This window comes from Cupriavidus sp. YR651 (genome assembly GCF_900101625.1).
Classification (GTDB): domain Bacteria; phylum Pseudomonadota; class Gammaproteobacteria; order Burkholderiales; family Burkholderiaceae; genus Cupriavidus.
On the sequence record NZ_FMYZ01000010.1, the window covers coordinates 145,977 to 172,488 of the forward strand.

General features: G+C 65.4%; 28 protein-coding genes. 17 read left to right on the forward strand and 11 right to left on the reverse strand.

All coding sequences use genetic code 11. The features are described 5' to 3' along the window. Positions 1 to 20 precede the first annotated feature (20 nt). Both BLR29_RS23965 and BLR29_RS23970 read right to left on the reverse strand, forming a co-directional pair. Positions 21 to 782 carry an SDR family oxidoreductase gene (locus BLR29_RS23965; RefSeq protein ID WP_092140296.1) on the reverse strand — a complete coding sequence of 254 codons (762 nt, stop codon included), beginning with the start codon at positions 780 to 782 and terminating at the stop codon, positions 21 to 23. Positions 783 to 853: 71 nt separating this feature from the next. Further along, positions 854 to 1,927, reverse strand: a complete 1,074-nt coding sequence (locus BLR29_RS23970) for a TauD/TfdA family dioxygenase (protein ID WP_092140297.1) — start codon at positions 1,925 to 1,927, stop codon at positions 854 to 856. Positions 1,928 to 2,114: 187 nt separating this feature from the next. Between BLR29_RS23970 and BLR29_RS23975 the strand changes: the two genes are divergently transcribed. Beyond that, the gene (locus tag BLR29_RS23975; RefSeq protein ID WP_092140298.1) at positions 2,115 to 3,041 is read left to right on the forward strand and encodes a LysR substrate-binding domain-containing protein; all 927 of its coding nucleotides are present in this window, start codon (positions 2,115 to 2,117) and stop codon (positions 3,039 to 3,041) included. A gap of 10 nt (positions 3,042 to 3,051) precedes the next feature. Here BLR29_RS23975 and BLR29_RS23980 read toward each other — a convergent pair whose 3' ends face one another. Together BLR29_RS23980 and BLR29_RS23985 are read right to left on the reverse strand one after the other, a co-directional pair. Continuing rightward, the gene (locus BLR29_RS23980) at positions 3,052 to 4,050 is read right to left on the reverse strand and encodes a Bug family tripartite tricarboxylate transporter substrate binding protein (RefSeq protein WP_143018510.1); all 999 of its coding nucleotides are present in this window, start codon (positions 4,048 to 4,050) and stop codon (positions 3,052 to 3,054) included. 149 nt (positions 4,051 to 4,199) lie between these two features. Beyond that, the gene (locus tag BLR29_RS23985) at positions 4,200 to 5,243 is read right to left on the reverse strand and encodes an AraC family transcriptional regulator (RefSeq protein ID WP_092140300.1); all 1,044 of its coding nucleotides are present in this window, start codon (positions 5,241 to 5,243) and stop codon (positions 4,200 to 4,202) included. A gap of 134 nt (positions 5,244 to 5,377) precedes the next feature. Between BLR29_RS23985 and BLR29_RS23990 the strand changes: the two genes are divergently transcribed. From BLR29_RS23990 to BLR29_RS24025, 6 genes are all read left to right on the forward strand, one after another. Then, positions 5,378 to 6,433, forward strand: a complete 1,056-nt coding sequence (locus BLR29_RS23990) for a beta-keto acid cleavage family enzyme (protein WP_092140302.1) — start codon at positions 5,378 to 5,380, stop codon at positions 6,431 to 6,433. A 115-nt stretch (positions 6,434 to 6,548) separates the two neighbouring features. After that, entirely contained in the window at positions 6,549 to 7,370 is an 822-nt protein-coding gene (locus tag BLR29_RS23995) for an SDR family NAD(P)-dependent oxidoreductase (RefSeq protein ID WP_092140303.1), read from the forward strand. Between the two features lie 35 nt (positions 7,371 to 7,405). Continuing rightward, the gene (locus BLR29_RS24000) at positions 7,406 to 8,152 is read left to right on the forward strand and encodes a carboxymuconolactone decarboxylase family protein (RefSeq protein ID WP_092140405.1); all 747 of its coding nucleotides are present in this window, start codon (positions 7,406 to 7,408) and stop codon (positions 8,150 to 8,152) included. 96 nt (positions 8,153 to 8,248) lie between these two features. Next, the gene (locus tag BLR29_RS24005) at positions 8,249 to 9,601 is read left to right on the forward strand and encodes an MFS transporter (protein WP_255371404.1); all 1,353 of its coding nucleotides are present in this window, start codon (positions 8,249 to 8,251) and stop codon (positions 9,599 to 9,601) included. A gap of 145 nt (positions 9,602 to 9,746) precedes the next feature. Next, positions 9,747 to 11,003 (forward strand): bifunctional alpha/beta hydrolase/OsmC family protein, encoded by a 1,257-nt coding sequence (locus BLR29_RS24010; RefSeq protein WP_092140312.1) that lies wholly within the window; start codon positions 9,747 to 9,749, stop codon positions 11,001 to 11,003. 1,632 nt (positions 11,004 to 12,635) lie between these two features. Next, positions 12,636 to 13,202, forward strand: coding sequence for a hypothetical protein (locus BLR29_RS24025; RefSeq protein ID WP_092140318.1), 567 nt, complete (start codon positions 12,636 to 12,638; stop codon positions 13,200 to 13,202). Between the two features lie 38 nt (positions 13,203 to 13,240). Here the strand turns inward: BLR29_RS24025 and BLR29_RS24030 are convergent, their stop codons facing one another. From BLR29_RS24030 to wrbA, 3 genes are all read right to left on the reverse strand, one after another. Next, entirely contained in the window at positions 13,241 to 13,525 is a 285-nt protein-coding gene (locus BLR29_RS24030; RefSeq protein ID WP_092140319.1) for a transcriptional regulator, read from the reverse strand. A 139-nt stretch (positions 13,526 to 13,664) separates the two neighbouring features. Further along, positions 13,665 to 14,462 carry a MipA/OmpV family protein gene (locus BLR29_RS24035; protein ID WP_176861043.1) on the reverse strand — a complete coding sequence of 266 codons (798 nt, stop codon included), beginning with the start codon at positions 14,460 to 14,462 and terminating at the stop codon, positions 13,665 to 13,667. A gap of 146 nt (positions 14,463 to 14,608) precedes the next feature. Continuing rightward, the gene (gene wrbA, locus BLR29_RS24040) at positions 14,609 to 15,226 is read right to left on the reverse strand and encodes an NAD(P)H:quinone oxidoreductase (RefSeq protein ID WP_092140321.1); all 618 of its coding nucleotides are present in this window, start codon (positions 15,224 to 15,226) and stop codon (positions 14,609 to 14,611) included. 217 nt (positions 15,227 to 15,443) lie between these two features. On the opposite strand from wrbA, the gene BLR29_RS24045 reads away from it, so the two are divergent. The 8 genes from BLR29_RS24045 (at position 15,444) to BLR29_RS24080 (ending at position 20,855) form a co-directional block, all read left to right on the forward strand. Further along, positions 15,444 to 16,340 carry an alpha/beta hydrolase gene (locus tag BLR29_RS24045; protein WP_176861044.1) on the forward strand — a complete coding sequence of 299 codons (897 nt, stop codon included), beginning with the start codon at positions 15,444 to 15,446 and terminating at the stop codon, positions 16,338 to 16,340. Positions 16,341 to 16,349: 9 nt separating this feature from the next. After that, entirely contained in the window at positions 16,350 to 16,709 is a 360-nt protein-coding gene (locus BLR29_RS24050) for a hypothetical protein (protein WP_092140323.1), read from the forward strand. Next, positions 16,702 to 17,019 carry a hypothetical protein gene (locus BLR29_RS24055; protein WP_092140324.1) on the forward strand — a complete coding sequence of 106 codons (318 nt, stop codon included), beginning with the start codon at positions 16,702 to 16,704 and terminating at the stop codon, positions 17,017 to 17,019. The genes BLR29_RS24050 and BLR29_RS24055 overlap by 8 nt, the downstream gene beginning before the upstream one ends. 20 nt (positions 17,020 to 17,039) lie before the next feature. Then, the gene (locus BLR29_RS24060; RefSeq protein WP_092140325.1) at positions 17,040 to 17,408 is read left to right on the forward strand and encodes a hypothetical protein; all 369 of its coding nucleotides are present in this window, start codon (positions 17,040 to 17,042) and stop codon (positions 17,406 to 17,408) included. Further along, complete coding sequence (locus BLR29_RS24065; protein ID WP_092140326.1) at positions 17,405 to 18,364, forward strand: GlxA family transcriptional regulator; 960 nt, start codon at positions 17,405 to 17,407, stop codon at positions 18,362 to 18,364. The genes BLR29_RS24060 and BLR29_RS24065 overlap by 4 nt, the downstream gene beginning before the upstream one ends. A 41-nt stretch (positions 18,365 to 18,405) precedes the next feature. Continuing rightward, a complete protein-coding gene (locus BLR29_RS24070; protein WP_092140327.1) occupies positions 18,406 to 19,194 on the forward strand; it encodes an alpha/beta fold hydrolase in 789 nt (262 codons plus the stop codon). A 132-nt stretch (positions 19,195 to 19,326) separates the two neighbouring features. Then, positions 19,327 to 19,581 (forward strand): hypothetical protein, encoded by a 255-nt coding sequence (locus BLR29_RS24075; RefSeq protein ID WP_092140328.1) that lies wholly within the window; start codon positions 19,327 to 19,329, stop codon positions 19,579 to 19,581. Further along, entirely contained in the window at positions 19,578 to 20,855 is a 1,278-nt protein-coding gene (locus tag BLR29_RS24080) for a dicarboxylate/amino acid:cation symporter (protein ID WP_092140329.1), read from the forward strand. Before BLR29_RS24075 ends, BLR29_RS24080 begins: the two co-directional genes overlap by 4 nt. 79 nt (positions 20,856 to 20,934) lie before the next feature. Here BLR29_RS24080 and BLR29_RS24085 read toward each other — a convergent pair whose 3' ends face one another. The 3 genes from BLR29_RS24085 to BLR29_RS24095 form a co-directional block, all read right to left on the reverse strand. Further along, entirely contained in the window at positions 20,935 to 21,261 is a 327-nt protein-coding gene (locus BLR29_RS24085) for a DMT family transporter (RefSeq protein ID WP_092140330.1), read from the reverse strand. A gap of 80 nt (positions 21,262 to 21,341) precedes the next feature. Next, positions 21,342 to 22,331, reverse strand: coding sequence for an SLAC1 anion channel family protein (locus tag BLR29_RS24090; protein WP_092140331.1), 990 nt, complete (start codon positions 22,329 to 22,331; stop codon positions 21,342 to 21,344). 429 nt (positions 22,332 to 22,760) lie between these two features. Next, positions 22,761 to 23,468 carry a winged helix-turn-helix domain-containing protein gene (locus BLR29_RS24095; protein WP_255371409.1) on the reverse strand — a complete coding sequence of 236 codons (708 nt, stop codon included), beginning with the start codon at positions 23,466 to 23,468 and terminating at the stop codon, positions 22,761 to 22,763. Positions 23,469 to 24,011: 543 nt separating this feature from the next. Between BLR29_RS24095 and BLR29_RS24100 the strand changes: the two genes are divergently transcribed. Together BLR29_RS24100 and BLR29_RS24105 are read left to right on the forward strand one after the other, a co-directional pair. Further along, entirely contained in the window at positions 24,012 to 24,554 is a 543-nt protein-coding gene (locus tag BLR29_RS24100) for a hypothetical protein (protein ID WP_255371405.1), read from the forward strand. A gap of 204 nt (positions 24,555 to 24,758) precedes the next feature. Then, positions 24,759 to 25,598, forward strand: a complete 840-nt coding sequence (locus BLR29_RS24105) for an enoyl-CoA hydratase/isomerase family protein (RefSeq protein WP_092140333.1) — start codon at positions 24,759 to 24,761, stop codon at positions 25,596 to 25,598. Between the two features lie 138 nt (positions 25,599 to 25,736). Here BLR29_RS24105 and BLR29_RS24110 read toward each other — a convergent pair whose 3' ends face one another. Further along, complete coding sequence (locus tag BLR29_RS24110) at positions 25,737 to 26,501, reverse strand: alpha/beta hydrolase (RefSeq protein WP_092140334.1); 765 nt, start codon at positions 26,499 to 26,501, stop codon at positions 25,737 to 25,739. Between the last annotated feature and the right edge of the window lie 11 nt (positions 26,502 to 26,512).

The following is a 26,512-nucleotide window of genomic DNA, read 5'->3' on the forward strand; positions in this document are numbered from 1 at the left end:
CGGCCATGAGCGCCGCATCCTCAGGTCCGTTTCGGCGGCGGCTGGAAACCAAGGAAGGCGCGATTCCAGGTCGGGCTGATGACCAGTTCATTGACCGTGGCACGCATGGGCAGCGCAATCACGAAGTCCACCGCGGCGGCTACGTCTTCGGCCTGCAGCATGCGCGCGAGATCTTCCTCCGAGGGCGGCACGGGCCGGTTGACGAGGATGGGCGTCGCGGTTTCGCCGGGATAGATCGCGCAGGCACGAATCCCGTTTGCGCATTCCTCCATCGCCACCGACATGGTCATGGCGGCCATCGCGTGCTTGCTGGCGCCATAGGCGGCGCCGGTCAGCGACGACGCAAAGCGCCCGGCCCACGAGGAGATATTGATGATGGTGCCTTCGCCTTGCTCGCGCATGCCCGGCAATACCGCGTGCATGCAATAGAACGCGCCGTTCAGGTTGATATCGATGACCTGGTCCCAGTCGGCGGGCGTGAGCTTCGCCATCCTGCGGTTCACCACATTGATGCCGGCCGCGTTGACGAGAATATCGATCGCGCCGACGCGCTCCTGCAGATGCCGGCCCGCTGCCTCCACAGCCGCGCGGTCCGCCACGTCAAGGGGCAGCGCGATGATCCGCTCGTTCCCGCACTCGGCGGCCAGCGTCGCGATGGCGGGCTGGCTGCGCGCGGAGACCACCACCGTGGCGCCTGCCTCCCACAGGGAGAGCGCGCAGGCGCGGCCGATGCCGCTGGACCCGCCGGTGATCCAGGCGGTTTTTCCTTGCAGTGACTTCATGATGGAGTTTCCTTGCTTTGCATGAATGGGTGCGCGCCGATCGACGCTCGATGTCGCGGCGCGGGTGTCGATCAGTGCGTGGTCACGCCCATGATCTGGTTGACGTCGTAGATCGGCGGGCGAGGATGTTTCGCCCACGTCTCGGTCAGCAGGTAGCGCAATCGGAAGCTCTCCGGCACGTCCGTCAGCCCAGGCGTAAAGAGCCACAGCCGCAGCAGATGCCGCTTGCGATCCAGCTCGGCGTAATCCTCGTAGCTGGTGCGCGAATGCAGGATCACGTAGTTGTTCAGGAACTGCATGTCGCCCGGCGCGAGTTCCATGTCGATGCGGAAACGCGGGTCTTGCGTGTATGCGTCGAACTGGTCCAGCGCGGCGATGTCTTCCGGCGTCAGGCGCGGTGCTTCCGGAAAGCGCTGCGCGGTATTGATGAAGCTGCGGACATAGCGGTTGAACAGCCGCCCGCCGTGCCAGGAGAACACCTGCGTCATCGTGAACGGCGCCTGCCCGGGTGCCTCTTCGTGACGGCGATCGAAGGCAAAGGGCTGATACAAGCGGGCGAGCAGGTCCGGATGCGCGCGCTGCATGGCGTTGTGGATCGCCATGGAGCTGGCGATGCTGCTGACGCCGCCGGCCTTCGCGGTACGCAGGCAAAGCAGCCCGACCACATCGGCGCCATCGGTGTGGAACGGCAGCCGATGCCTCGACTGGTATCCGCGCGCGGTCATGTCGTCCTTGGGGTTCTTGCCGAGATCCCAGACATGCCCGAGCACATCGCCAAACGCGTTCTGCGCCACGGCCCGCCCCAGATGCATGCCGATGCCCCAGTAGATCGTGCCCGCGTCCATCTTCGAATAGCGGTCCATCGGCAAGCCGCGCAGCAATACGACACCCAGCCCGCGTTCCAGGCGATGGCGCAGATCGTCGAGCTTGACGGCGAGGCGTCCCAGCGGAAACGTGGCCTTGCCGATTGCAGGCACCACCAGGCCCAGCGACTTGGTATGGGCCAGCGCCGCGTCCAGTTGCGCGACGTCGTCATCGGTCAGCCACATGACCCATTGGGACTCGTTCGCGGCGAGGTCCGCCGCGGTCCAGGCGGCAGGAGTGTCCACGGGCTGCGGTACGGTCTTGTCGTGCACGGATTCCATCTTTGTCTCCTCGTTTTCGTGTCCTCGCCATGCATCGGCGGGTGAGGCCATTGTGCAAAGCGCGCGCCCGCATGACTAATGAAAACTCGTGCCTTTGACAAAACCAAAAGGTAATATCTCGCCGCCGCGCCAGCCCGCTGGTCGGCAGAATCCGCGCAAAACACGCGCTTTATCGGGATTTATATCTATGGACGCGATTGGTTTCCTTCGCACCGGACTGAAGCTGCGCCATCTCCGGCTGGTAATAGCGCTGGAGGAATACCGGCAGGTGGCGCGCGTGGCACTCGCCATGAACATCACGCAGCCCGCGGTATCGAAGGCGCTGGCGGAGGTCGAGGAAGGACTGGGATACCCCTTGTTCGTGCGGCAGCCGCGCGGCATCGAGCCGACGCCGCACGGGCTTTGCTTTGTTCGCTATGCGCAGTCGATCCTCGACGAACTGGATCGTGCCGGTGACGAACTGCTGGCGCTGGGGCAGGGGGCATCGGCGACGATCGCCGTGGGCGCCATGCCGGGCACCACGCTGTCACTGGCGCCGCGCATCGTCGCACTGGCCAAGGCACGCATGCCGACGCTGAACATCGCTGTGTACGAAGCGCCGATGGATATCCTCGTCGGGCAGTTGCGCACCGGGCGGCTCGATGTGGTGCTCGGCGCGCTATCGGAGCGGGCCACGCCGCAGGACGTCGAGCAACGTCACCTCTACGAGGAAATCCTGCGCGTGGTGGTGGGCCGTCAACACGTGCTTGCCGCGCGCGCGCAAGTGGCGTGGGCGGACCTGAAGGATTTCCCCTGGGTGCTCCCGCCGCGCACGGCACGGCTGCGGCAGAGCCTGGAGGTCGCGTTGCGGCGCATGAAGGTGGAATGCCCGCCGCACCACGTGGAAACGGTATCAGCGGGGCTGGTGCTGGGGCTGCTGGAAGAGATGCAGGCCGTGGCGGTGGTCACCGGCCGTCTGGCACGCACCTATGAGGCCCACGGGCTGGCGCACATCCTGCCGCTCGACATTCCCGGCGTGCTGCTGCCCATCTCGACCTTCACGCTGTCGGGCCGCGCGACGACGCCCGCCGTCGACGTGTTCCAGCATTGCGCGGAACTGGCCGTGGCGGGCTGACGCACAGCGACTAGTCCGGCTTGATGTCGTTGGCCTTCACCACGTTCGCCCAGGTGAGGTAGTCATGCTTCACCGTGCGCGCGAATTCGTCGGGGCTGGTCAGCGGCGGGTCCGGCATCATGTTGAGTTGCTGGAAACGCGTGGTCAGTGCCGGCGCGCGCAGGGCCTTGTTGATCTCCCGGTTCAGCGTGACGACGATATCGCGCGGCGTGCCCTTCGGCACGAACAGGCCATACCAGCCTTCGTTGCTCATGGGGAAGCCCTGCTCGGCCATCGTCGGCACGTCGGGGAAGGCCGGCGCGCGATGCTTGCCGGTGACGCCGAGCGCGCGGAGCTTGCCGCTCTTGACCAGCGGGACCGACGTCGTGATATCGACAAACGCGATCTTGAGCACGCCGCCTTGCAGGTCGGTCATGATCGGCGGCACGCCCTTGTAGGGCACGTGCACCAGGTTCACGCCAGCCAGTGTGTGAAGCTGGCTCATGGCGAGGTGGCCGCCCGAACCAACGCCCCAGCTGCCATAGGCATACTTGCCCGGACTCGCCTTGACGGCGGCAACGAACTCCTTGACGTTGCCGGCCGGAAAATCCGGCGTGACGACCAGCAGCACACCCCCTGATCCGATCTGCGCCACGGGCACCAGATCGTCGACGATGTTGTAAGGCAGCCGGGGCTGGATCGCCTGGTTCATCACGGTGGCGGAGGCACTGGCAAACAGCACGGTGTAGCCGTCGGGCTGCGCACGGACCACGTTGTCCACCGAGATCTGTCCGTTGGCGCCAGGCTTGTTGTCCACCACCACAGGCTGCCTGAGCGACTGGGAAATCTGCTCGGCGAACACGCGCGCCAGCACGTCCGGCCCGCTGCCGCCGGGACTCGGGATGACGAGGCGGATGGGCCGCGAGGGCCAGTTGTCCTGGGCAAGGGCGGGGCCCGCCGCCAGGACGGTCGCCGCGACCGCTGCGATCTTGCGTGCCAGCGTGGCATGGCGGGGCGAATGTCGTTTCATGTTGTCTCCTGGAGCGCACGCCATTTCTATGAATATCCGGCTATGGGAGGCGTGGTGCGCGAATTCTGCCCAGCCTTCGGGCGGGAGCACTAATGAATTAAACATCCGGAGCGATAAGCAAACGGTAATGCCAGCGCCGGGGCGCCGGCTCAGGCCCCGCCCGCGCGGTGCATGGCCAGGCGCGGACGCCGGCGTTGTCCGGTACGCAGCGTGCCGGGCGGCACGCCTTCCCAGCGCAGGAATGCCTTGTTGAATCCCGCCTGTGTCTTGAAGCCCAGCGCCCGCGCGATGTCGCCCACCGGCAATTCCGTGTTGGCCAGCAGGCGCCGCGCCAGCGTGTGGCGTTCCTCATCCAGCAACAACGCGAAGGACGTTCCGTGGTCCTGCAGATGGCGATGCAGGGTAAACCGGTGCACGGCGAACAGCGATGCCAGCCGGGTAGCCGTGCATTCGCCAAGCAGCATCAGGTCCCGTATCGCATGCCGCACCTGCCCGAGAAAGTCCGGGACCACGTGGGATTCCAGTTCGCTGAGGTAACGCACCACCGACGACTCCAGCGCCTCATCCGCGACGCCACAGCGCTGGTCGAGCGTGCCGGCGGCAAACGTGAACTCGTCGCGCGGCTGGCCGAACAGCACGTGCGGGCCGAAGTGCGAGGTGTACGGCCTCAGCGCGCCGGGAGGGGGACGGGACAGGTGCACCGCCGCGGGCATCCACGCCTTGCCCAGCAACAGCCGGAACAACTGGAGGTTGGCCGCCATGTACGCGGTCAGCAGGTCTTCGCGCCCGGCAAACGCACCCTCGATCTCGATCGAGAAAGCCGCATAGCCCTCGCGCACCGTCAGCGCCGTGTCGATGCCCCGATACCAGATGCGCCCGTAACGCAGGATGCCTTCCACGGCATCCCGGACCGTCCGGGAGGACAGCAGCAGCAATCGCAAGGGCCCGGCGTTCTCCATGTTGGCGCGCGCGCCCACCAGCACGCCCAGATGAGGGCAGGCGGCCGATTCCGCGGCGTCTTGCAGGATCGCCGCGCAGACGGGCAACGCCAGCGGCGCCATCGGTTCACCCAGCGTGGCGGTGGTTACGCCGTGCCGAGCCAGGATCGGCCAGGGGTCCTTGCGGAGTGCCTGAAGCGCCTCGACCACGCGCGCCAGCGTGCCGATGGGGACAGATCGAGCCTCGGGTTTCATGAGTTCAGGGTTTCCACCGAATGTGACATCAGTAAGTGAAGTAGTGACGCAAGGATAAACAAAAGACCTTGATGCCGTCCAGAATAGCTTCCCTGCCCCAATGCCGAAGGGCTGACTGACTCAGGAGACCACTCATGCATTTTCTCGACGACAGCTTGCTGCCCGAAAACCAGGAAAAACTGGTGATCCAGGTGGCGCCGTATGGCCCGCAATGGCTGCCCACCGACTCCGACGATATTCCGGTCAGCATGGACGCCCAGATCCAGAAGGCCGTCGATTGCTACAACGCAGGCGCCACCGTGCTGCACGTGCATGTCCGCGAAACCGACGGCAAGGGCTCCAAGCGTTTGTCGATGTTCAACGAGATGCTTGCCCGCCTGCGCGAGGCCGTGCCTGACATGGTCCTGCAGGTTGGCGGTTCGATCTCGTTCGCGCCGGAAGGCGAGGGCAAGGCGGCCGAGTGGCTGGACTACGACACGCGCCACATGCTTGCCGAACTGAATCCGAAGCCGGACCAGGTGACCATCGCCATCAACACCAGCCAGATGAACATCTGCGAGATGCTGACCGAGGACGACGTCAAGGGCACCATCCTCGAAAAGCCCGAGTACGTGAAGGCGTACAGCGAAATGGTGGTCGATTCCAAGCCGTCGTTCTTCATTGAACACCTGGAGCGCCTGACCAGGGCCGGCATCCAGCCGCACTTCATGCTCGGGCACGTGGCGCAGCTCGAAACCGTCGAGCGCCTGATCCGCAAGGGCCTGTATCGCGGTCCGCTGGTGCTCAACTACGTTGCCATCGGTGGCGGCGCGGCTGGACTGCACCCGGCCGACATGATCGAGTTCGTGCGCCGCACGCCGGACGGCGCGGTGCTGACGATCGAAAGCGCGATGCGCGCGGTGCTGCCGATGAACGCGATGGCCATCGCCATGGGCCTGCATGTGCGCGTCGGCATCGAAGACAACCTGTGGGGCCGCAAGGGCGAGCGCATGACCTCGGTGAAGCAGATCGAGCAGACGGTGCGACTGGCCCGCGAGCTGGGTCGCGAAGTGGCCGACGGCAAGGATGCGCGCCGTATCTACAAGATCGACGAGTGGTACGACAGCAGCGACGAGACCATCCGCAACCTCGGCATGGCGCCGAACCGCAAGCCGGGCCAGCGCGGCTTCACCGTGCCGGGCACGGTGTAACGCCGGGCACCGCAGTCAGCAACGGCACGCCGGGCAGCATCGTCGGCGTGCCGTTTGCACTTGGCGGGAGTGGCCGAGGCAGTTGCCACGGACTCGCCACAGAGAGATAAAGATCATGAAACTTGCCAACAAGATTGCGCTGGTCACGGGCGTCGGGCCCGGACTTGGGCAGGGCGTGGCCGTGGCGCTGGCGCGTGAAGGCGCCGACCTGGTGATTTGCGACGTCAATCCCGCATCGCTTGCCGCCGCGCGGGAAGCGGTGCTCGCCGAAGGCCGGCGCTGCCTGTCGGTGGTCTGCGACGTGTCATCCAGCGAGGACGTTGCCCAGATGTTCGCGCAGGCCCGAGCCGAGTTCGGCACCGTCCATATCCTGGTCAACAACGCCGCGTTGACCCCGAATCGTCCTGCCGACGCCGCGCGCCGCAACAAGCTGTACGACTACAACAACCTGCCGGTGCCGCGCGCGTCGCTGGGTTTCACGCGCGAGATCACCGACGAGGAATGGCACCGCTGCTGGGGCGTCAACGTGCACGGCACCTTCTACTGCACGCGCGAGGCGCTGAAGCTGATGGAGCCGCAGCGCGAGGGCCGCATCATCAATCTCGCTTCCATCGCCGGCATTTCCGCGCTGAGTGCGCACAGCCCGCACTATTCCGCCACCAAGGGCGCGGTGGTCGCGTTCACGCGATCGGTGGCGCACGAAGTCGCAGGCGCCAACGTCCTGGTCAACTGCGTCGCGCCCGGTGGCGTCGCCACGCCCGCCTTCGATGACTATCTCGAAAAGATCGGCGACGAGGCACGCAATCGCCTGTGGCAGGGCTGCCCGCTCGGCCGCCTCGGCAGCATCGACGAGTATGCCTCCCTGATCACCTACCTTGCCGGCGACCACTACCTCGTCGGGCAGGTGATCAGCCCGAACGGCGGCGCCGTGATTTGAGCCGCCTCACGAAATCGACGAACACGCATCAGACCATGCAACAAAATCTCTTTCCGCACTACAAGGCCCTGCGCGATTCTGGCGTGCTCGGCAGCGAACTGGACCCGCTCACGGAGTGGGACCCCCACTGGATCGCTTCCTGGGTCGTGCTGGCCCGCGACGCGAATGCCGAAGGCGTGCTCGATCCCAAGCTGGTCGCGCTGATCCGCCTCAATATCGACGTGACCGCCACCCATCTGTACCAGCCGGGAGTATCCCGCCACGTCCGCGAGGCCATTCGCGTAGGCGCCACCCGTGCGGAAATCCTGGAAGTCTTCAAGCTGGCCAGCGTTGTGGGCATCCACGCCTGCGCGGTCGGCGTGCCGGCGCTTGCCGAGGAACTGGCGCGCGCGGGCATTCCCGACGAGCCGGTGGCAGCCGGCGCCACGCCGGTGTGCGATGCGGTCCGCGCCAACGGCATGTTCAACCCGCTGTGGGAAACGCTGTATCGCTGGGATCCGCAATATCTCGAGAAATTCCTAGCCATGGGGTTCGGCCTTTGGCGCGACAATATCCTGCCGCCGCTGTGGATCGAGTTTCTCTGCATCGCGGGCGATGCCGCCATCACCCATATGTACGGGCACGGCACGCAACGCCATATCGAAGCGGCACTCAAGCTGGGCGCTACCCGCGAACAGATCCTCGCGGTGCTCAAAATTGTCAGCCTGCAGGGCATCGAAGCCTGCGAACTGGCGGTGCCCATGCTCGATCAGGCGTGCCGGTCCGTCGAAGAGGGTCGTTGAGCCGACTGCGCTTTTCTCGTCATGATTCGCCCGGCGCCCGCATGCCAACGGGCGGCGAGCGCCACCATCGCCCCATGGAACGTCCAGGAGCCTGCAGTGCAACCACTGGCCCAACTCTCTCCCACCACATCTCAAGCCGACGATGCCGGCACGCTGGCCGCCATCTACCGCAAGATCATGTGGCGGCTGCTCCCGTTCCTGTTCTGCGCCTACGTGCTGAACACCATCGACCGGATCAATATCTCCTTCGCCAAGCTGCGCATGGCGAGCGACCTTGGCCTCACCGATGCCGCCTACGGCATTGGCGCGGCGGCCTTCTTCGCCGGCTATATCCTGTTTGAAGTGCCGAGCAATCTCTATATGCAGCGCATCGGCGCGCGGCTGACCCTCACGCGCATCATGATCCTGTGGGGCCTGGCGACCATCGCCACCAGCCAGGTCAGTTCGCCCACGGGGCTCTACGTGGCCCGTTTCCTGCTGGGCGTCGCCGAAGCCGGCTTCTTCCCCGGCGTCATCCTGTACCTGACCTACTGGTTCCCGGCCGCCCGGCGCTGGCGCATCACGTCGCTGTTCCTGATGTCCGGCACGATCGCCGGCATGATCAGCGGTCCGCTGGCGGCCGCGATCATGTTGCATCTCGATGGCTGGCTGGGACTGCGGGACTGGCAAGTGCTGTTCGTGGTGGAAGGCATTCCGGCGATGGTGCTCGGCGTGCTGGCCTATCGCTGGCTCGTGGATGGCCCGGATCGTGCGGCATGGCTGAGCCCCGCCGAAAAGGCCTTGCTGCATGGCGATCTGGCCACCGAGGCGCCAGCCGCGCATCACGGCGGGATCAGGGCGCTGCTGAAGGACCTGCGCGTTTACGCGCTCGGCCTCACGTTCCTGACGATCTACGCCGCCACCAACACCATCGCCTACTGGATGCCAACCCTGATCCATGACTTCGGCCAGACACAGGTCACGCGCATCGGCTGGATTTCCAGCCTGCCCTACGTGCTCGGCCTGACCGGGATGTTCGCGCTGGCGCGCAGCTCGGACCGGCACCTCGAACGGCGCTGGCACGTCGCCGGCACCATGTTCGTGGCGGCGGCGAGCTTTGCACTGATGGTGGCCTTGCGTGGTGACCTGGTGTATTCGGTACTTTGCATGACCATCGGCGCGGCAGCCTGCCTGGCCGCGCTGCCGGTGTTCTGGACGGTGCCGCCTGCCTACCTTCGCGCGGACCAGGCCCCCGCGGGGATCGCATTCATCAGCAGCCTTGGTGGCCTTGCGGCCATGCTCAGCCCGATAGCGGTGGGTGCGATCAAGACCCGCACGGGCGACCTGTACCTGGCGTTCCAGCTCATCGCCGTGCTGTTGTCGATCGGTGGCCTGGTGCTGCTCCTGACTATTCCGGCCCGGTTGCTGGCGGACAAACGGCGCGGCCAGGGGGCAGTCGGCGCGGCGTAAAGACATATCGGGCCGCTCCGCCATGTCGTCATGGCGGAGCGGCGCACTGGCCCCGCGTCTGGCCGTCGATAGCAAGGGTCTGGCCAACACGACAGGCCGCTGTCGGCTATTCTCAGAGCGATGCACCCTTTGAGAGGCCGATCCCATGAATACCGAGCATATTGAAATTCCCGGAAGCCACGGCAGCAAGCTGTCGAGCCGTCTGGACTTGCCAAGCGGTCCGGTCCGCGCCTACGCACTGATCGCGCACTGCTTCACCTGCGGCAAGGACAGTCTGGCCTCCTCCCGCATCGCCCGCGCACTGACCAGTCATGGCATTGCCGTGATGCGCATCGATTTCACCGGCATCGGCAGCAGCGACGGGGATTTTGCCAGCACGAACTTCTCCTCGAACGTTGCCGATCTGCGCGCGGTTGCGCAGTTCATGCGCGACCAGGACCGCGCCCCGACCCTGCTGATCGGCCATAGCCTCGGCGGCGCCGCCGTGCTGAGCGTCGCCAAACATATCCCGGAAGTCCGCGCGGTGATCACCATCGCGGCCCCCAGCGATCCCGGGCATGTGGTCGGCCTGTTTGGCGACAACGTGGCACGCATCCAGGAGGAAGGTGCCGTCGATGTCCGCCTTGCGGGCCGTCCCTTCCGTATCACGCGCCAGTTCCTCGAGGACGTCGGCAATCAGCGCCTGCTCGATGATGTCGCCAACCTGGATCGTCCGCTGCTGGTTCTGCATTCGCCGCAGGACACGACGGTCGGCGTGGAAAACGGCCTGCAGATCTTCGCGGCGGCGCGTCAGGCCAAGAGCTTCATGGCGCTGGATGGCGCCGACCATCTCTTGATCGACAAGTCGGCGGCGGCCTATGCCGCTGACCTCCTGCTGGCCTGGTCACGGCGCTATCTGCCTCCGGAGGCCGAGCCCGCCGCGCCGGAAGTGGTGGTCCCCGACGGCACCGTCCTCGTCGCGGAAAACCACCTGGGCCGTTACCAGCAGTCCATCAGGGTCGCCGGGCATCAGCTTGTCGCGGATGAGCCGGCCGCAGTAGGGGGCACTGGCGTCGGCCCGGGTCCCTATGACTTCCTGCTCGCTGCACTCGGCGCATGCACCTCCATGACACTGCGCATGTACGCCGAGCGCAAGGAACTACCGCTGGAACATGTCTCCGTTGCGCTGCGGCATGCAAAGATTCACGCGCAGGACTGTGCGACTTGCGACACGAAGGAAGGCCGGGTCGACCGGATCGAACGTCAGATCAGCTTGCGCGGCCCGCTAACGCCGGAGCAGCGCACGGCGTTGCTGGGCATTGCCGATCGGTGCCCGGTGCATCGCACACTCCAGTCCGAGGTGAGTATTGTGACGTCGGCAGACACGTCGGACGAGGCTCTGGACAATCCGTCGGGGCCATAACGGCGCAGACCGAACGGGGGCAGGGGCAGCGGCAGACGGTTGCCGAAAGCTGCCGCGCCATGATTGCGGCATGTTCGCGGAATGCGTCGCGCAGTGCGTCCCGGACTGAGCGCGCGTGGCGCTCGCGGTCGCGCGTGCCGTGCAGCGCCTGCACGCGTACCACGATATCGAGGAGCGTCGCCAGCACCGGCGCCGCAGCCACCAGCGCGCCGGAACCTTTGGCAAACAGCCCGGCATGCCGGAGCGCCTCGGACTCCGGCATGCGCCGGCCAATGGCCTGCAGGGCTGCCCCCAGCATCCTGGCAAGCGCGCCGGCTTCACGCGATGCGGCTTCCAGGCCGCCTGCAATCGGCGTGGCGGCCTGGTTCAGCAGACGTGTGAATCGCCACCGGGGCTCGGGAGGCGGTGGCAGCGCCTCCAGTGCGTTCGCCAGCATCGGCGCCATGCTGACGCCCGGGACGTCATCGCATCGCATGAGTACGGTGGCACGGCACGCGCACGACCATTCGCATGCTTCCACCTGAATTGTTTGCCACTGCGCAGCCACTGGCCCGGCGATCTGGCTGACTGTCTCGTCGAAGAAGGCGCGGGCCTGCTGGCCATTCATCGAAAGATCGATACGCGCCATCGCCTGCGCGGCATGGGCAAGCACCGTCGAGGCCAACTGCTGCCGCCAGAACGCCCTCAGCGCGCGCAGGCGCCCCGCGTCGGCATGTGGCGCCTCGTCTGGTGACGAGAACAGCGTGGTTGCACCGTACACCCAGATTCGCTGGCGGCAATGCGCGAGGGCGAGCGCGTTCCGAAACGCATGGACGAGTTGCGTTCGCAGCGTCGTTTGCCACAGCGCTTCAGCGGCTTCCCGGCGAACAAGGATCTGGCAAAGCCATCGTTCCGACATCCACGCCGCACCGATGGAGAGGGCGGTGGTGACGGCGGGCTGCCAGGGCACGTCGGGCAGCAGTTCGGCCCATGCCCAACTGGCCAGCACGGCCGCGAGCGTGGACGAGACGCTGCAGAGCACGATATCCAGGTATTTGCGCCAAGGCGCCCGGCCGGGCGCGCGACGGACACCGCCAGCGACGCGCGGCCATGGCATGGGCGCTGTGGGCGGCGCTGGATGTTTGGCCGGGTCGCCCCCGGGCTGCAGGATGTCCGCCATCTGATGCGTCGTGTCGCCGATGCCGTGATCCTCCAGCAGGCGCCGCCAGCACGCTTCCAGATCGGTGTGCAAGCGTGTGCCGCGAAACAGCACCTCGACCATTCCCGGTACGGCGTCGTGCGCATGCTGAAACCGTATGGACAGCAGCCGCAGCACATGCCGGCGGACGCGACGATGGGCAAGCGTGGAAGGAATTGAAGGGCTGTGCTGCATGGAGATCGCCCGATGACAGATGGCGGTAAGGTGAATCTAGCAGCCCGTCGCGTGCCATCGCCACGGCAACGTGGCACCAGTTTCGGCCGACGGCCCGTGCGCCTCGGCCAAGGGCAAAGTCAGCCGGGAAACGGGTCGCCTCCTGACCGATTCCATGCCAACGTTGGCGCAGGATGCCGCCGGTTGGCACAGGCGATGCGTGGCACTACTGCTAGAGTCCATGGCGTCTACAGGCAACAAGATAGGAAGGAACCGAATCGATGAACTGGACACTGGAAGAGATGGCTGCGCAAGCCGCGCGCACATTGCGCGACGGCGAGTTCGTGGACCTGGGGTCGGGTATGCCGACGACCCTCGTCGCGCATATTCCCGATGACGTGGAGCTATGGGTGCACCTGCAGGAGCCCCGGGCAGGCATGACCGTCTATCCGACCGACGACTACATGGATGCCGGCTTCATCGCCGCAGGGCAGGAAGGCGCAGCGCACGAGCGGCGGCCGACGACTTACCACTCGACCGCGTCCTTTGCCGCGATGTCGAGCACGCACGCGGATGTTGCCGTGGTGGAAGTGACGCACGCGGAGGCATTGCAAGACGCCGTCGCCAGCGCAGTCATCAGCGTTGGCGCCAGGCGTGTGCTGGCCATGCTCGCATCGCCGCAGGCGCTGGACCGGCTTCAGGGTTCCGGATACGGCGTGCCGGTGCGGATCCTCACCCCCGTGGTCGTCGCCGACGTGACTCCCCAAGGCTTGCGCATCCTGGCGGCTGCCGAAGGCTTCGCATCACAACACGTGCAAAACGGGGAGGACATGCTGGAAGGCCGATAGGTCCATGCCGCGCCATGCCGGCGACGGCATGGCAGCGACTACGCGGGATGCTGTGGACGTCCCCGCGTAAACGGGCCGAAAGCGCCGGCATGAACGTCGCGACTGAAATGCTCCAACCAGTCCGATTCGTCACCGATCAGGTATTCGCGCTCGATGTTGTTGGACAACCGCCGCACCGTCAGCCAGCCTTGCAGCCCATAGATCTCATCGGACCTCGGGTCGGTGGTGTCGATTTCGATCAGTACGAAGTCGTGGTGCGGCAGGCCATGTCGCTCCAGCAGCGACAGGAACCGGGAATGTTCGTCCGCGTCGATCAATTCCATGATGCATATCCTTCAGAGTGCGTGGCGACACCGCGTCGCCATCTGGTACCTGTCACTCTAGCAATCGCCTGTCGCTGATTGAAGGCCGGCAACCGTCATTTCCGTGCCAACTGCACGGCGGTTCCGGCCGGATCCTGCATCAGAACGTATAGCGCACGGCGGTCAGCGCCAGCACCGAGGTGCGGCGCTCCACGATCGGGCTCTGCGCCGCGTTGCCGATCAACGTGGACACGGTTAGGCTGTTCATCAGCGACCAGTGGCGATCGAAGCGATGCCGCCATGCCAGTCCAACGTCTGCGGCAAATGGTCCACCCCGCATCCCATACTCCTGGAATCCCGATCGGGCGGACTGCCCGGCATCGACGCCGAAGTAGCTCTGGTTGTACCGTCCGTTGCCGAGCAACAGCCCCCCGCTCACGACGATCTCGTCAAGCGGCCCCTGATAGGCGATGTACCTGACCGTGGCGTTGCCCATGACGCCGCGTTCGCGATGGGTTAGCGGGATATCCACGGTGCCGGATACGGAGAGACGATCTGTCACCGCGTAGCCGAGCATCAGGCGATTGACCACCGAGCCGCGGATCTTGCCCATGCCTGCCAGGTGATCGGAGCCTGGCAAGTCCGCGCGATTGTGGTCCTCCCGGCCGAGCGCGTAAGCCAGGGCCGCCGACCCGAAGATGCCCGTGGAGGACGAGAAGCGATAGCCAAGGCCATCGGGAAAGGAGGCAAACAAGCCGTTCTCGGCCTGGGCGGAGAGCAGCGGTGCGATGACCGGACGGTAGTCCTTGCTGCCCAGATATCGGGGCGCAACGCCCCCGGCCAGGCCGATGCTGACACTGCTGCCGCCGGATTGTGCGTCATCGGTAGTGGTGCGCGCGAAGGTGGCTGCAAAGGTCGAGCTTGCAACGGGAATCAGAAGTAGGGCGAGGGTGCGCATGTGGGCGGCTGAGTTGGAAAAGTCGCCCACTGTATGAGGCCGGAATCGGCAAGTCTGTCGCGATTCCGTCTGGAGTTGTCGCAATCTGTGACTCGTCCGTGCGCACCCTGGCAAGTGCATTGACCTGCGGCGCCGCTATGTCCGCATCAGCCTGCAACGTCCTCGGTAGTCATCTGCCGAGCAACCAGCGTCGCCACATGCCGCCCCTGGAACTCGGCCAGCGCCAGTTCCCGCTCGCTCGGCATCCGCTCGCCCATCATGCCGGCGATGGTGGCCGCACCGTAGGGCGAGCCACCGCGCGTTTCGCTGATGTCCCGCAACTCGGGCGCCGTGTACGGCAAACCGACGATGACCATGCCGTGATGGATGAGGTTGTGCCAGAACGAGGTGATGGTGGTCTCCTGCCCGCCGCCGGTGCCGGTGGACGTGAAGACGCTCGCGAACTTGCCGACCAGCGCATTGCGCATCCACAGCGCGCCGGTCGTATCGAGGAACTGGCGCATCTGGGCGGCCATGTTGCCGAAGCGGGTCGGCGTGCCAAAGAGGATGGCGTCATAGGCCTCCAGCTCGTCCGGCGTGGCAATCGGCGCGGGCTGGTCGAGCTTGAAGCCATGACGCACGGCGGTCTCATGCGGCACCGTCTCGGGCACGCGCCGGATCGCGACTTCCGTCGCGGCAACAGAGGCGGCGCCACGGGCAATCGCGTTAGCCATCAGCTCGACATGGCCGTAGGTGGAGTAGTACAGAACAAGGATCTTCTTCATATTGGCAAGACGAAATCGTTGGAGGTGCGCAGCGAGGCATCTGGTGCCCGCGCCAGGCCGGTGCCAGTCTATGTGGGCACGGGTGCAACGACGCGCCAACATGGCGTCGATACCGGCCAATGCCGCGATCTGGCTGAAGGCTGCACCGTCTTGGCTGACGCGGCGCAATATCAGTGCCTATGATCGCCAGGTCAATTACGCTTGCACGAGGCTGGTCATGCTATCGCCACAACTGGACGACATCGTTCATCTTCTTCAGACGCACAACGCTCGCCTCGCAAGCGAGCCATCCGTGCTGCAACTCCGCGAGCATGCCGATGCCCTCTACGACGCCCTCGACATTCCACAAGGCGTGCGATTTATCGACGGCGACGAAGTGCACGGCACGTGGACGACCTTCCACGGGGCGCGCCGCAATCAGGCCATCCTTTACCTGCACGGCGGTGGCTATGTCATGCATACCCCGCAGCAGTATCGGACGCTGACGGCTGCGCTGGCGCTGGAAACGCAGCGCGAAGTGTTCGCCGTCGACTATCGCCGTGCGCCGGAGCATCCGTTCCCCTATGCGCTCCACGATGCATTCAACGCCTACAAGTGGCTCCATGACCGGCTGGGCGAAGACCCGTCGATCGTCATCGCCGGGGATTCCGCGGGCGGCGGCCTGGCGGTCGCGTTGATGCTGATGTGCGATCAGCACGGCATGCCGATGCCGCGCGGCGCCTTCCTGATCTCGCCGTGGACCGATCTCAGCCTGAGTGCGGAATCTATCCGCTCGCGTGCGGCGCTGGATCCGATCGTCTCGGAAGCGGGGCTCCGGTTCTTTGCGCGAAGCTACCTGCAGGAACACCAGGACCCCCACCATCCGCTGGCGTCGCCACTCTTCGGCGACCTGGTCGGGCTGCCACCGATGCTGATTCACGTCGGCGGCAACGAGGCGTTGCTCGATGATGCGACGCGGCTCGCCGCGCGTGCCGCCGCAGCGGGCGTGGATACCTCGCTCAAGGTGTGGCCGTCGATGTTCCATGAATGGCATATGTGGCACACGCGCCTGCCGGAAGCCCGCGCGGCCGTGATGGAAGGCGCCGCGTTTATCCGCGCGCGCTTCGACGCCTGAGTGATGGAAATGGAATCGCTGGTTGCGGGCGTCACGCAGGAACCCATACGCCCCCTGCACCCCACAAGTCCCATACGCATTCCTATCCGCATCACACCGGGCAGGCCGGGGTTCAGCCGCATCGCGTGCGGCGATGCAGCGCACCCGCTCGACGCAACCGGTGCATTGAGAGCGCAACTTGCGCTCGCGTTTGTGCTGGAGAACATCCTTGGCCTGCCGCAGTGCATCGCGTACGGCATGCAGCTTGCCAATGTCGAGGTCAAGACCGATGTGGCGATGGCCTGCGCGCTGGCGATGGAGTCCACATTGTGCTTTCTCGGCATGGATGCGCGGATCGACCCCACAAACAAGGAATCAGATCATGATTGAACTCCGGCGGCTGGATGGCCCGGCCGGCACCGAGATCCTCGAAGTCAGCTGCATCGGCTACACGCCCGATGACGTGTTCACGCGCTTCGTTCGCATCAAGGTCAGCATGGAAAACCTCCTGCCGGCCGCGTCCATCCTGCAAACACCCCACACATCGGCGTCGGGAGAGGTCGGATTGCGATGGTGCGTCGGGCTTGGCGAGAGCCCCCGCTACCTCACACTGATCCGCGCAGCGCTGGATGTGCTGGGGCTCAGGTATCGCGATGGGGCGATGGGCCAACCGTCGAACCGCGGGAGAGAACTCAAGTGAACGCGCCCGCTAACACGCCGATGGCGGTCGAAAAGATTCTCTTGCTCAGGGACCCTCGTGATCTCGAAGCCATGCTCAAATGGCTCGATGCGGCCTGGGCGGATCTCTACAACCCCTTTTCGCTGCGCTATGACGAACTGATCGGCAGCGGCATGGCAGCGAGCGTATCCACCTGCCTGTCGACGGCCGTGCTGGAGGTGTCGATCGACGACCCCGGCAGCTGCGGAAACAAGGCGCGCATCCGGATTGTCGCGCGCAGCACTGCCGCTCCGACGCCCGACCGGCTGCGTTGCCTCGATGATGTGGTGACCACCGTCTTCCTCCAGCACGTGGCTTCGGCGTTCGCCTTCGACGTCGAAGCCAATGCCCCCGCGTCCACGCCGCGATGAAAGTCGCCGTGCTCGCTTTTCCCGGCATCCACATGCTCGATCTGGTTGGCCCGATCGACGTCTTCAACGAGGCGGCGCGGCAGGCCGGCACTCCCGGCGCGTATCGCTTCGAGATCATCTCCGCCGCGCCCGGGCCGCTCACCGCTTCCAACGGCATGCAGGTCACGCCCGACGCCACGCTGGCGACCAGCAGCCGGGACATCGACACCTTGCTGGTCGCCGGCAATCCGTTATCGGACTCGAAGACGGACGACAGGCTCGTGCAAGCGTGGCTGCATCGCCATGCCAGTACAGCGCGACGAATCGGCACCGTGTGCGCCGGGACGCTGCTGCTGGCGAAGGCCGGCCCGCTCGACGGCAAGCGCGCCACGGCACACTGGCGCGCAACGCCGCGGCTGGCGCGTGCGTTCCCGACCGTCAACGTGGAGCCCGATCAGATCTATGTGAAGGACGGCAGCATCTACACGTCTGCGGGCGTGACGGCGGCGCTCGACCTGGCACTTTCCATGGTGGAAGAAGACTTCGGGCGTGCGGTTGCGCTCGGTGTGGCGCGCGAGTTCGTCATGTTTCTGAAGCGCCCCGGGGGGCAATCGCAATTCAGCGCCCATCTGGCCGCGCAGACGGCGGAACGGAGCGCGATACGGGAGACCCAGAACTGGGTGATCGAGAACCTGGAGATGCCGATGTCCGTGGATTGCCTTGCTGTCCATGCCGGCATGAGCACACGGAATTTCTCGCGCGTGTTCAAGCAAGAGTGCCAGGTCACGCCCGCCGATTTCGTCGAGGGCGCCCGGGTCGATGCCGCGCGCAGGCTGCTCGAAGAAACACGCAACCCGCTCAAGCGCGTGGCGGCGCTGACGGGATTTTGCGACCCCAACGGCCTGCGGCGTGCGTTCGTGCGTCGGCTCGGGGTGTCGCCGGGAGAATACCGGCGGCGCTTCCGCGTCGCCGCGTAGCGGCCGGAAGGGTCGAAATTGCCGGAACAGGAACCCATCACATGTACGTCAAAGTCAACGGCATCGACATCCACGTCGAGATACAAGGCGCCGGCGCGCCGCTCGTGCTGGTCCACGGGCTGGGCGCGAGTCTTCGGGTCTGGCAAGCGGACGTCGCGCGCTATGCGCCGCATTTCCGCTTGATGACCTACGATGCGCGCGGCCACGGCAAGTCCTCGCGCCCCGCACGCTATACGCTGCAGGACCATATCGAGGACCTGAGAGCGCTGCTGGATACGATGGGCGATGGGCCGGTCACGCTGCTGGGCGCGTCGATGGGTAGCTACATCGCGCAGGGCCTCGCGTCGCGCTATCCGGCTAGCGTCAGCAAGCTGGTGCTCGTGGCGCCGAAATGCCACGGCGCGACATCGTCCTCGGCCCGAATACTGGCCGAGCATGCCGATGCCGTCGCCGGCATGACGCATCGCGAGCGACAGGCCTTCCTGCTCGACAAGGCGTTTTCATCGGCCGCGCCTGCCTCGGTCCGGGAGGCGGTTCTGGCCTTGGAACTGTCCGACCTCCTGGATGAGCAGGCGATGGCCGCCGCCAGCGACGCGCTGGCAGGCTTCGATTTCCGGCAGATGCTGCCACGGGTCAGTGCGAGCACGCTGGTGATTTGCGGGCGTGATGACATCCTCAATCCGCCCCAGGCGGCGCAGGAATGCGCGGCGCTGATTCCTGACTGTCGATACGTCGAGATCGCCGACGCTGGCCACTTCCCCGGCGCGGAAGCACCGGATCGCTACTACGCGGCGCTCGATGCGTTCCTTGGAGTGCCATCCCGGCCGTAGGTGCCGGAAGAATGGCCGCGCGCCACCCTTCGCGGCCATACGCCATCCGAAAGGGGACTCCGATAATCGAAGCACCACGGCTCGCTTTCTCATCCGGGAAGCGGCGCGCGTGTTTCGTTACTGGAGGACCCCATGAAAAGCGAAGTAGTGCTGTATCACGACGGCTGCAAGGTCTGCCTTGCAGTGGTCGATGCGATGACCGGCCTGATTGACAGTGACCGCCATGACCTGACGGTCATCAACCTCGCCGCCAGCCACGCGCTGACCGCGCAGGCGGAAGCGGCCGGCGTCAAGCGCCTGCCCAGTCTGGTCATCGACGGGAAGGTGATCGAGGTCCAGCCGCATGCACCGGTGGCAGAGTTCCGCGAGGAGCCGATGCCGCAATGAAATCGAGTCGACTTCCTCTCTACATTTTTGCGGCGATGCTGCTCGGCGTGATCGTCGGTGCCAGCCTCCACCATACGCTGACCCCGGACGACGCACGGTCGGTCAGCGGCTACCTCTCCATCCTGAGCGATATCTTCCTGCGGCTGATCAAGATGATCATTGCCCCGCTGGTCTTCGCGACCCTCGTGGGTGGCATCGCCGGCATGGGCGATGGCCGCGCCGTGGGCCGCATCGGTCTGAAGGCCATGTCCTGGTTCCTCCTGGCCTCCATCGTGTCGTTGCTGCTGGGGCTGGTGATGGCGAACCTGCTCGCACCCGGCGAGGGCATGAACCTGCCGCTGCCGGCCGCGGATGCCGGCACGGGCGTGAAAACCGCCGGCCTCAACCTGCGCGACTTCATCGGCCACATGTTCCCGAAGAGCGTGGTGGAAGCGATGGCGACCAACGAGATCCTGCAGATCGTGGTGTTCTCGCTGTTCTTTGGCGTGGCGCTGGGGCGACTGAAGGATGGTGCAGGGCAGCCGGTGCTGCGTTCCATCGAGGGCATCGGGCAGGTCATGCTCGGGCTGACCAACACGGTCATGGCGTTTGCGCCGGCAGGCGTCTTCGGCGCCGTGTCATCGGTGATCGCCACGCAGGGGCTCGGCGTCCTGCTCGTCTATGGGAAGTTGCTGGGCAGTGTCTATCTGTCGCTGGCGATTCTTTGGGTGGGGTTGATCGCGGCGGGCTACCTGTTCCTTGGCCGCCGGGTATTCGCGCTGCTGCGGGACATCCGGGAGCCGCTGCTGGTGGGTTTTGCGACGGCGAGCAGCGAATCCGCGTACCCGAAGCTGATGGCGCACCTGACACGCTTTGGCGTCAGCGAGCGCATCGTCAGCTTCGTGCTGCCACTCGGCTATTCCTTCAACCTGGATGGGTCGATCATGTACACGTCGTTCGCGGCGCTGTTCGTGGCACAGGTATACGGCGTGCAGCTATCGGTGAGCCAGCAGATCACCATGCTGCTGGTCCTGCTGGTCACCAGCAAGGGGATTGCGGGCGTTCCCCGCGCGTCGCTGGTGGTCGTCGCGGCGGTGTTGCCGATGTTTGGCTTGCCGGAAGCCGGGATCCTGCTGGTACTTGGCATCGACCACGTGCTCGACATGGCGCGCACGGTCACCAACGTCCTCGGCAACGCGCTGGCGACGGCCGTCGTCGCCAGAAGCGAAGGAGCGCTTGCGCGATCTTCGGACCCGGCCGATGCGCGCGGTGCCGGACAGGTCGGCTATTCATGATCTGACGACGCGCGTGCAGCCCCAATGAAAAAGCGGCCACCTTGCGTGGCTGCTTCGACATGGATGCAACCGGTATGAGTCAGGATACGGTCGGCGAAACCAGCTTCAGCCCGATCACCCCGCAGAGAATCAGCGCGATGCAGGCGATCCGCGCGGCGGAAGCCGATTCGCCGAGGACCAGCATGCCGATCAGCGCGGTGCCTGCCGCGCCGATCCCAGTCCACACCGCATAGGCGGTGCCCACGGGCAGCGTGCGCAGTGAAAGGGTCAGCAGAAAGATGCTTGTGATGCCGGTCACCACGGCATAGGCACTGGGCCACGGACGGCTGAAGCCGGCGGACCACTTCATGCCGAAGGCAAACGCGATTTCAAGCAGCCCGGCGATGGCGAGCAGGATCCAGGGCATGGCAAAACTCCAGAAGAGCAGGAAAGGAAAGATAAGAGGCCCCGGGGAGGGGGCCTCTGCGTTGCGAATGTGTGGATTCGTCAGCCGACCAGCAGGCGATGCGTGAAGAGCCGGTGCAGCGTGCGGATGAACAGCACAAGGATCGCCACGCTGAGGAGGAACAGGATGACGCCTGCCAGCAGCGTCAGCACCCAGGTATTGGCGTACATCGCGTACTTCAGCGCGGCATTCGACAACGCGGCCATGGGGAAGCTGATGGCCCACCACGATGCGGCAAACGGAATCGACCGCCGGAAGACCTTGAACGACAGCGCGACGAAGAGGAACAGGCCGAAGTAGAACAGCAACGCCGCGAACATATCCACGTGCTGGGTGACGTTGACGTATGCGAGGAAGCCCACTTCGAACGGCGCGATCATGATGATCAGCGACGGCACCATGCCGTTTGGCAGCGGGTCGTGATGCACGACGCGCGAGAAGATCATCGTGAAGAAGACCAGCGCGACCATCGTGCCGACGGAGAGTGCGAACATGTTGACCTCGTGCGCCCACGCCATGGGCATCGTGCCGCCCGCGACGGCGATGTCCAGCGTGGCAACGCCGGGAATCAGCCAGGCCGGTGCGGCGTGGGCGGGGTCCTCCTTGCCGCGGAACAGGCGCCCCGCGATCACGAAGGTCAACCCGATGGTCAGGATCGTGCCGATTGTCCACACCACTTGCCCCACGGCCTCGCTGTACACGCCGACGACGGAGGAGAGCAGCAGGATGGCGATGGTGACCGTTCCGAAGAAGTTGCCGGAGATCGGGTGAGTGAACTCCGCCTTGACGGTGGCGGGGTAGCGCCGCCATTTCGTGAGGTAGCCGGCGGCCAGCGCGAAGAAGGTGCCGAGGGCCACGAGGCCGATGACTTCGGAAATGATCGGATCGGCGCCAAACACCTTCTGCGCGCCGCGCCATGCCAGGGAGAGCCCGGAGAGGCCCATCACGGCGCCGAAAAGATTGACGGGAAGATGCTTGACCGAACTGCGTGGATGCGGTGCATGTACCGCGGTGGTGGAGGCGCTGCTCATGATGTTCTCGCTGTGTCCTTCGGGTTGGCCAACCGCTCCCGGGTGGCCGGAGTTGCAGTGCGATGCCGGCGCTGCCGGTATCGGGTCACCCGATTATGGGATGCAGGGGCCTGGACCGAAAGCACGCCGATGGTGCAGTGACGGCCAAACTGGGGGACGCATAAGCCAGCCCGAAGAGGGGCCCGGGATCGGCACCTACCGGGGCCCGGACGCTTCGACGCGCGAGATACTTCTATACAACTTGGCGCGTATCCGGCCGCTATGCTGGCGCACCCTTTTTTCGTTCACAAGGAGTCGCCGGATGTTGCGTCTTGTATGGGTGGCCATCGCCACCGCAATGCTGTCAGCGTGCGTCATCGCACCGCCCCGGGAAGATCATCGCCACGACCACCAACGGTGGGAACATCGCGATTGGGACCGCGATCGTCGCTAGCCTGGCGACCGGGGCAGCGCCGGGCTGCCCCAGGCGGTGGGGCTCAGCAGATAGCCCTCGCCCCATACCGTCTTGATGCGCTCGGGGTGCGCCAGGTCGTCCTCGAAGCGCCGGCGCAAGCGGTGGATATAGTTGTCGACGGTTCGGTCGAAGCCATCGAAACCGAAGCCCCGCAGCGCTTTCAGTATCTCGTCCCGGCTCATCACCGTCCCGGCATGCCTCGCCAGCACCACCAGCAGGTTGAATTCCTTGGTGCGTAGCGCGACCGGCGTATTGCGCCAGATGACACGCCGGTCACGCACGCGGATTTCCAGCGCGCCGAGGCGCAACGCATCCTCCTCCACCATTGGCGCGGCCGACTGGGTGCGTCGGAGCAGCGCGCGCACGCGTGCCAGCAGCAGACGAGGAGAGAAGGGCTTGGCCAGGAAATCGTCGGCACCGATCTCCAGCCCCAGGATCTGGTCGAAGGGGTCCGTGCGTGCGGAAAGCATCAACACGGGGACGGGCGAGACGCCGCGCAGCTGACGGCAGACTTCCATGCCATCCAGCCCGGGCAAACCGAGGTCGAGGATCACCAGCTCAGGCTGCTGCGCACGGAATGCCGGCAGCGCTTCATCGCCGCGCGGGCAAACCGACGTGCAGATGCCAAAGTCACGCAGATAGCTGGCGACGCTGGCGGCGACGCGCGCATCATCTTCCACCATCAGGATCCGGTGCGTAATGGCGCGTGATTCGGCAAGTTCAGTGGGCGTGATCTCACGGGGCGATGCCGTGAGGATCGTGTTATCGGACATGTGGAGAGAAAAAGAGCGGTCCACGAGGGACCGCTTTGGAAGCAGTTGAACGCGCCAGGCGAGCCCCGCATGCTGACAGGCAGGCGGCGGCCGGTACCGGGGAGGAACACGCGGGCCGCACTTGACGGAGTGACAAGTTGCCTGCTGCGCTGGCGCGGTCGATACGTGCGGGTCTGCGCGCATCGACACAAACACTTTACCGATTCCCGTTCGCTGGCGTCGGCCAAGCTAAGCGCGGAAACGGCCAGCCCTCCGGGTGTTGGGTCGGAGCCATCGCGCACTTGGCGCATGTTGGCCCGCACCCGACACCCGTTCCGGATTTTCTGCGAATTGGCGCGCAAATTGCGTCAGCCCCGGCACATCTGGCCGCTGCATCCATTTGGCACGGCACGTGCGTATATGGGAAGGAACGCCCAGCGCGTTCCTACTCCCCATCCCAATCGGAGCACTGCCATGTCTCGCAAGTTCGTCACCACGTTTTTCTCCGCTGCCGTCTTTGCCGGCACATTCCTCGCTGGCGCCGCCCATGCCTCGGGCCCGCGCGACAGCACCTTCGCCGGCGACAAGTACGGCTACAACTTCCGCATCGACACCCGTGATGTGTTCAGCGATGGCGCACGCGCTGGTCGCTTCGACACCTTCAGCGAAGGCGCGCGCGACATCGCACCCGCCACGCGCGAGATCAACAACGCACGTTCGCTGGCCGGCATGGACCGCAGTGGCGTATCGGCCGAACCGTCGCGCATGATCGACGTCTTCACGGACGGCGCACTGGCCGGCATGGACCGCAGCGGCGTATCAGCCGAGCCGTCGCGCAAGATGGACGTCTTCACCGACGGCGCGCTGGCCGGCATGGATCGCAGCGGTGTTTCGGCCGAGCCGTCGCGCAAGATGGATGTCTTCACCGACGGCGCGCTGGCCGGCATGGACCGCAGTGGCGTATCGGCCGAGCCGTCGCGCAAGTTCGATGTCTTCACGGATGGTCAGATCGCCTGAACTCGTCAGCCGCGCTTCCCACTGTGGCACCGGATCCTCGTCTTCTTGCCTATAGTGAAACGCCAACGACCACCTGGCGACAGTACCCGGAGAGAACCGACGCGAGGCAGCCTGGATGATGCTGCCTGCGCAATGTCGGTTCTCTCGCGTCGTTTGTGGTGGCGATCGTGACGCAACGTCACCTGTTCAAACCGAGGATCCGAAATGGCCAAGAACAACCCCGCACAGCAGATCTTTCTGGAACGCCGTACGCCCGCCTACTGGAGGGTCACGATCAATCACCCTCCCTTCAATATCTTTGGTCCTGACAGCATCCCGCAATTGAATGAAGTCATCACCGCGCTCGAGGCCGACAAGGAGCTCAGGGTCGTGGTGTTCGAAAGTGCCGTGCCCGGCTTCTTCCTGACGCACTATGACTTCACGCGTGATCTTGAAGAGTCGACGAGCATGGCACCAGGGCCGACGGGCCTGCATCCGCTGCCCGACATGCTGGTACGCCTGAGCCGGGCGCCGGTGGTGTCCATCGTGTCGATTCGCGGCCGGGCGACCGGCGTGGGCAGCGAGCTGGCGCTGGCCAGCGATATGCGCTTCGCGAGCCGGGAGAAGGCGATTCTGTCGCAATGGGAGGTGGGCGCCGCGCTCGTCCCGGGTGGCGGGCCGATGGCGCGGTTGCCGCGCCTGATGGGGCGCGGCCGCGCGCTTGAGGTGCTGCTGGGCGCCGACGATATCAATGGCGACATCGCGGAGCGGTACGGCTATGTGAATCGCGCGTTGCCGGACGCCGAGCTGGACGCGTTCGTCGAGGCGCTGGCCGTACGGATCGCCGGGTTCGACAAGGAAGCCATCGCCGAGGTCAAACGGCTGGTCGATCACGCCAGCTTGCCCCCCACCGCCGATATCCGCCAGGAATGGGATGCTTTCATTGCTTCCGTCAATCGCCCGCAGGGGCAACGGAAGGTGGGCGAGTTGATGAAGCTCGGCTTGCAGGAAAACGCGGACGTCGAGGCGCGGCTTGGCTACTACACCAGCACGCTGGGACGCTGACGGATTCGCTGCGATGCCGCGTGGCATGAGGCGCGGCAGGAAGTGGGGCATGAACGGCCCCTGATCGGGCGACGCGGGGGCAGGGGGCCTGCCGCGCCGATCACCCGATGTGGCCCCGGACCTCGTCCGGGGGCCGCGTCAGCCTTTTGACTGCTGGGCGGCCATTTCAATCATGGCCGCGACCTCTTTGGGGTGCGATTCATAGACCGAATGGCTGGCGCCGTCGATTTCCACCTTGTGGCTATGGGCGCGCGCCGCATACATCCGCTCAAGGTCCGGATTGATGATCCGGTCGGCCTTGGCGACCATATACCAGCTTGGCTTGACCTTCCAGGCCGGGTTCGCGATCTGGGCGGTGAACACCTGCGCCGCCGTGGGCATCTGCGCATGGGCTTCATATGCCGCTTGCTCGGGCGGCAGATCGGCAGCGAAGTCGGCAGGAAAATCCTTCGGGTTCAGGAAGAGGAAATCATCGGGCGTCTTCACGACTGCCTTGGTCAGGTTCGGCCACTTCTTGCCATTGCCGACTTCGGTCTCGCCAGCGTCGAGGGCGTGCGCCGCGATGTAGACCAGCGACGCCACATGGGGGTCATTCCCGGCCTCGGTGATGATCGCCCCGCCGTAGCTGTGGCCCACCAGTACGCACGGGCCGTCCTGGCGATCGAGGATGCGTTTGGTTGCGGCCACATCGCCCTCGAACGATGTCAGCGGCTCCTGGACCAGCGTGACGTGGTAGCCGTCCCTGGTGAGGATGTCGTAGACGGGCTTCCAGCCAGACCCATCGACAAATGCGCCGTGGACCAGTACGACATTCTTTACCGGAGCGGCCATTGCCGGAACGGCAACGCCCAGTGAGAGTAGGGCGCCGATTGCCGAGGCGAGGCGAAGAAGGCTTGGCTTCATGGTGGTTTCCT